The 3352-nt window shown below is 38.7% G+C and carries 5 protein-coding genes and 1 pseudogene; 1 reads left to right on the top strand and 5 read right to left on the bottom strand.

Translation table 11 applies throughout. From position 1 onward, the window contains the following. On the bottom strand, positions 1-697 hold a 697-nt coding region (locus CCU_RS01795; protein ID WP_208895904.1), incomplete at its 3' end, for a DUF4062 domain-containing protein. 122 nt (positions 698-819) lie between these two features. Next, complete coding sequence (locus tag CCU_RS01790) at positions 820-1164, bottom strand: hypothetical protein (RefSeq protein WP_015533346.1); 345 nt, start codon at positions 1162-1164, stop codon at positions 820-822. 129 nt (positions 1165-1293) lie between these two features. On the opposite strand from CCU_RS01790, the gene CCU_RS01785 reads away from it, so the two are divergent. Beyond that, positions 1294-1545 carry a helix-turn-helix domain-containing protein gene (locus CCU_RS01785; RefSeq protein WP_015533345.1) on the top strand — a complete coding sequence of 84 codons (252 nt, stop codon included), beginning with the start codon at positions 1294-1296 and terminating at the stop codon, positions 1543-1545. Between the two features lie 54 nt (positions 1546-1599). On the opposite strand, the gene CCU_RS13985 is transcribed toward CCU_RS01785, so the two are convergent. The 3 genes and pseudogenes from CCU_RS13985 to CCU_RS01770 form a co-directional block, all read right to left on the bottom strand. Beyond that, on the bottom strand, positions 1600-1965 hold the full coding sequence (locus CCU_RS13985; protein WP_242826999.1) for a hypothetical protein: 366 nt from the start codon (positions 1963-1965) through the stop codon (positions 1600-1602). Between the two features lie 537 nt (positions 1966-2502). Beyond that, a pseudogene (locus CCU_RS01775) lies at positions 2503-3003 on the bottom strand (carboxymuconolactone decarboxylase family protein); the annotation flags it as partial. A gap of 95 nt (positions 3004-3098) precedes the next feature. After that, positions 3099-3352 (bottom strand): flavodoxin (locus CCU_RS01770; RefSeq protein WP_305803634.1); only part of this gene is annotated, 254 nt, incomplete at its 5' end.

The following is a 3352-nucleotide window of genomic DNA, read 5'->3' as shown; positions in this document are numbered from 1 at the left end:
TTGTTGCTGTAGGAATTTCTTTCAAGGTTAACTGGTTATTTTCTAGGTCAGTGAGTCTACTATAGAATTGAGAAAACATCTCTTTCATGTCATCTAGCATCTTCTGCTGATGTTCTCCAAGTTCAGTATTTGCTTTATTTCGTCCTTCTGCCTCTTCATTAATTATATCCACTATATCTCGATATCGAACCCATCCAGCGTTATCATCAACATAGTTAACGGCGTTCCTAAATGTCGGTGATGCCACATACTTTAAACTGTTTAAATCTGTGAAAAAATCAACTGTATTTTTATCATTTTTGACTTTTTCTCTAAACTCATCCAGTTTCTTCATTTTATCATACTTATCATTTCCGGTATCCTTTTCACTTTCAGAAATAGCCGAAGGTTGTTTAATCAATACAAGTACTGGTAATCCTTTAGTTTTTGCATAATTGTATTCTTTCTCTGTGTAACTTATACCAGTTTCTTCATCAATTGACCCATACCTAGCACCAATAACAAGAAGATAAAAATCACACTCATCAATCATTTTTGTTATAACATTCCATTGACTTGTAGGTGCAGCATGAAATTGCTCCATTCCTACCGGAATAAAATTATTCTCTAGTGCCACACCTACCAATGCCTGTCTTTCCTTTTTAAGATCTTCATAGGTAGAACTTATAAAAATAGAAAACTTTCGTCTATTCTTCATATCAATATGCTCCTTTTATACTTATCTCTTATCACTCCAGGTTTCCGCAAAATCAAATTTCACAAACTCTACTAATAATGATACCACAAAAATGAGTTAGGGTATATTTTTATTTACATTTCTTAAGCTAATTCTCGAAGCCATTCTCTGATTTCCATTGGTGTATTTTTGCAAAAATCCCTAATCCACATTTCATGCAATCTGGACTCTGATTCTGTATTTTCTATGCTCACAGCACATCCACCTGTTTCCTGAAGTGCTTCCAAACAATCCCATTCTTTTTTAAAGTCTCCTGCAAATTCCATCCAAACTTTTATGTGATATTCCTTAAAACCAAGATGATAAATCAGATAAGTCAACCTGTCGAAATCAGCTAACTGCATTTTTTCTTTCTTAAATAATAGCCTTTTATCATGCTCGCTGCATAAATATAAAAATGCAAACTGTTCTATTTTTACCTGCTCCATATATTTCTCCCTCTTCTGTTCTTGTCTCACTTTTACAACCGATTCTACCTTGTCCAATCGTTAAAATCAATACAGATGGTGCAAAAAGTGAGACAAGCCATCCTTTTACCAGAGAGGAAGAGATTTAAGATGCCAAAGCCAAGGACACAGTCTGGTGAGAAGAATCTGATTAGCCAGCGATTGATTGAACTTCGCAAGACCCACAATATGTCTCAGCGTGATCTTGCCGATAAACTCCAGTTAGCTGGTTACGATATGGATAAAAATGTAATCACCAGAATCGAAACAAACAAGCGTTATGTCACTGATCTTGAATTAAAAGCCATTGCTGAAATCTTTCAGGTTTCATACATATTTCTCATTGATGGCAAAGATGAATAGAAGTGACAAATGGGGAAGTTCCTTTCGTGCTTCCCCATTTTATCCGTCCCTTTTTTACAAATTTAATAGTTCCAGAATTTTCTGCATGCCAGCCTGATATAAAGATTCCGCATATAATATCCATCTCTCACTAACTTCAGTAACGTATTTGTCTATTGTTTTTCGCTTTTCTTTTGATAATCCCATTGTCTGAACCTGTTCTTCATATTTCGATATTTTTTCAAGCATTCCCTGGTACACTGTATTTTCTTTCAGCTGATCTTCAACCTCATCAATCCAGGTATCCAGCAGCAACTCCAGCAGTTTCTTTGTGTCACCGTCATCATTTCCCAATATTGCTTTTTTAATTTTTCCAAGCATTGCTCCATAGGAGATCATTTGAGCCTGTCCCATATAAAAATGGTACTGTTCTTCTATCATTTCCTTTTCGCTTTCCAGTCGGAAATATTGATGCACTGCCTTATGCTCTTCTGTCGTTAGACTGATTGCCTGATTCGACTCCATAAATGTTTCTATTACTGGATACCTCTCTGTAAGTTCCAGTATTTTATTTTTGCAGTCTCTGGTATTCCGCATCATGCTTTTTCAGATAGGTGCAAACCTGTTCTCCTATCCGTATCCCCAAGCATTGCTCATTCCAGATGATATCTGGCTGTGCTGTCATATCGGTGTCTCCCTTCTGTGTAGTTTTCCTGTTCCAAGCACAAGACTATACCACACTTCTGGGAGAAAGCTATTCACCAAACCTACTGAAATCTCCTGGCAGATCCTGTGCAACCTATCCCTTTTTCCACAAAAAAACTGGTATGAAAGACTCCTTGTTCTCTCATACCAGCTATCTATTTCTTATTTAACTGAATACACATTCTTTTCTATTCTCTGTGTATCCTGTACTTATTTATGGCAAAAATCAGACTACAGACACGCTATACACTCTTATGCTACATAATCCAGTTTACGGCAGCCCGGCTCAAATGTCACGTTGAATACTCCGACCTGGCTTGTCGATACTGGAAAGAGATAGCTGTGTCCTATGAAATACTGGGCAAATGCATCATTTGGCTGTCCGATAGGGAATACCATGCTCTTTACATGTGCCCTCATGGCCTCATCCTCATATGGAAGATCGCCCTCATTTACATTCCACACTTCCTTTGCAAGATTGAATACTGCCCAAGCCTTTGGCCAGCCGGCGTAGAAGCCAACATGTGTGATGATCGCTGCGATCTCCTTCTGTGATACACCGTGATCCTTCGCATTCTGAAGATGGAACTTCAGCGATGAGTCAGTGATTCCCTGTGCCATAAGTGCCACAACAGTTATGATACTTCTGGTCTTTACATCGATGTCATTGTTGTTCCAGTTCTCCCCAAAGAGAACATCGTCATTAAAATGTGCAAACTCAGGAGCGAACTCTCCGAGTGCATTTCTTCCCGCTGTCTGTACTATCTTTGCCATTGTTTTTCTCCTTCCAAATGTAACTCTTTTTCATTTATTCGTCGGATGTATGAAAGTTATTATCATCCTTCACTAATTTGTCATACATCTATTCTTTACGCGAGGGTTTTATCTACCCACCTCTCGATCTCCTGTCTGTTTGCCATGTTGAGCAGTCCGCCTTCTACAAACTCAGCTCCCGGTGCCGACGGCTGGAGTTCCTTGATCGTGTTGCCAAATCCGCTTCCACCTGATGTTGCGAACAATGTGATCTTCTTGCCTGTGAAGTCGTACTTCTCAAGGAATGTATTGATGATCGTCGGAGCCACATACCACCAGATAGGGAATCCAAGTACGATCTCATCATAAT

The organism is Coprococcus sp. ART55/1 (assembly GCF_000210595.1).
Lineage (GTDB): Bacteria > Bacillota > Clostridia > Lachnospirales > Lachnospiraceae > Coprococcus > Coprococcus aceti.
Note: the sequence above shows the minus strand (reverse complement) of the source record. Positions and strands in the feature narration are given on the sequence as shown.

Bases quoted from the DNA above. Each gene is read 5' to 3' on its own strand.
- CCU_RS01790 (WP_015533346.1), bottom strand. From the start codon at position 1,164: ATGGAGCAGGTAAAAATAGAACAGTTTGCATTTTTATATTTATGCAGC.
- CCU_RS13985 (WP_242826999.1), bottom strand. From the start codon at position 1,965: ATGATAGAAGAACAGTACCATTTTTATATGGGACAGGCTCAAATGATC.
- CCU_RS01785 (WP_015533345.1), top strand. From the start codon at position 1,294: ATGCCAAAGCCAAGGACACAGTCTGGTGAGAAGAATCTGATTAGCCAG.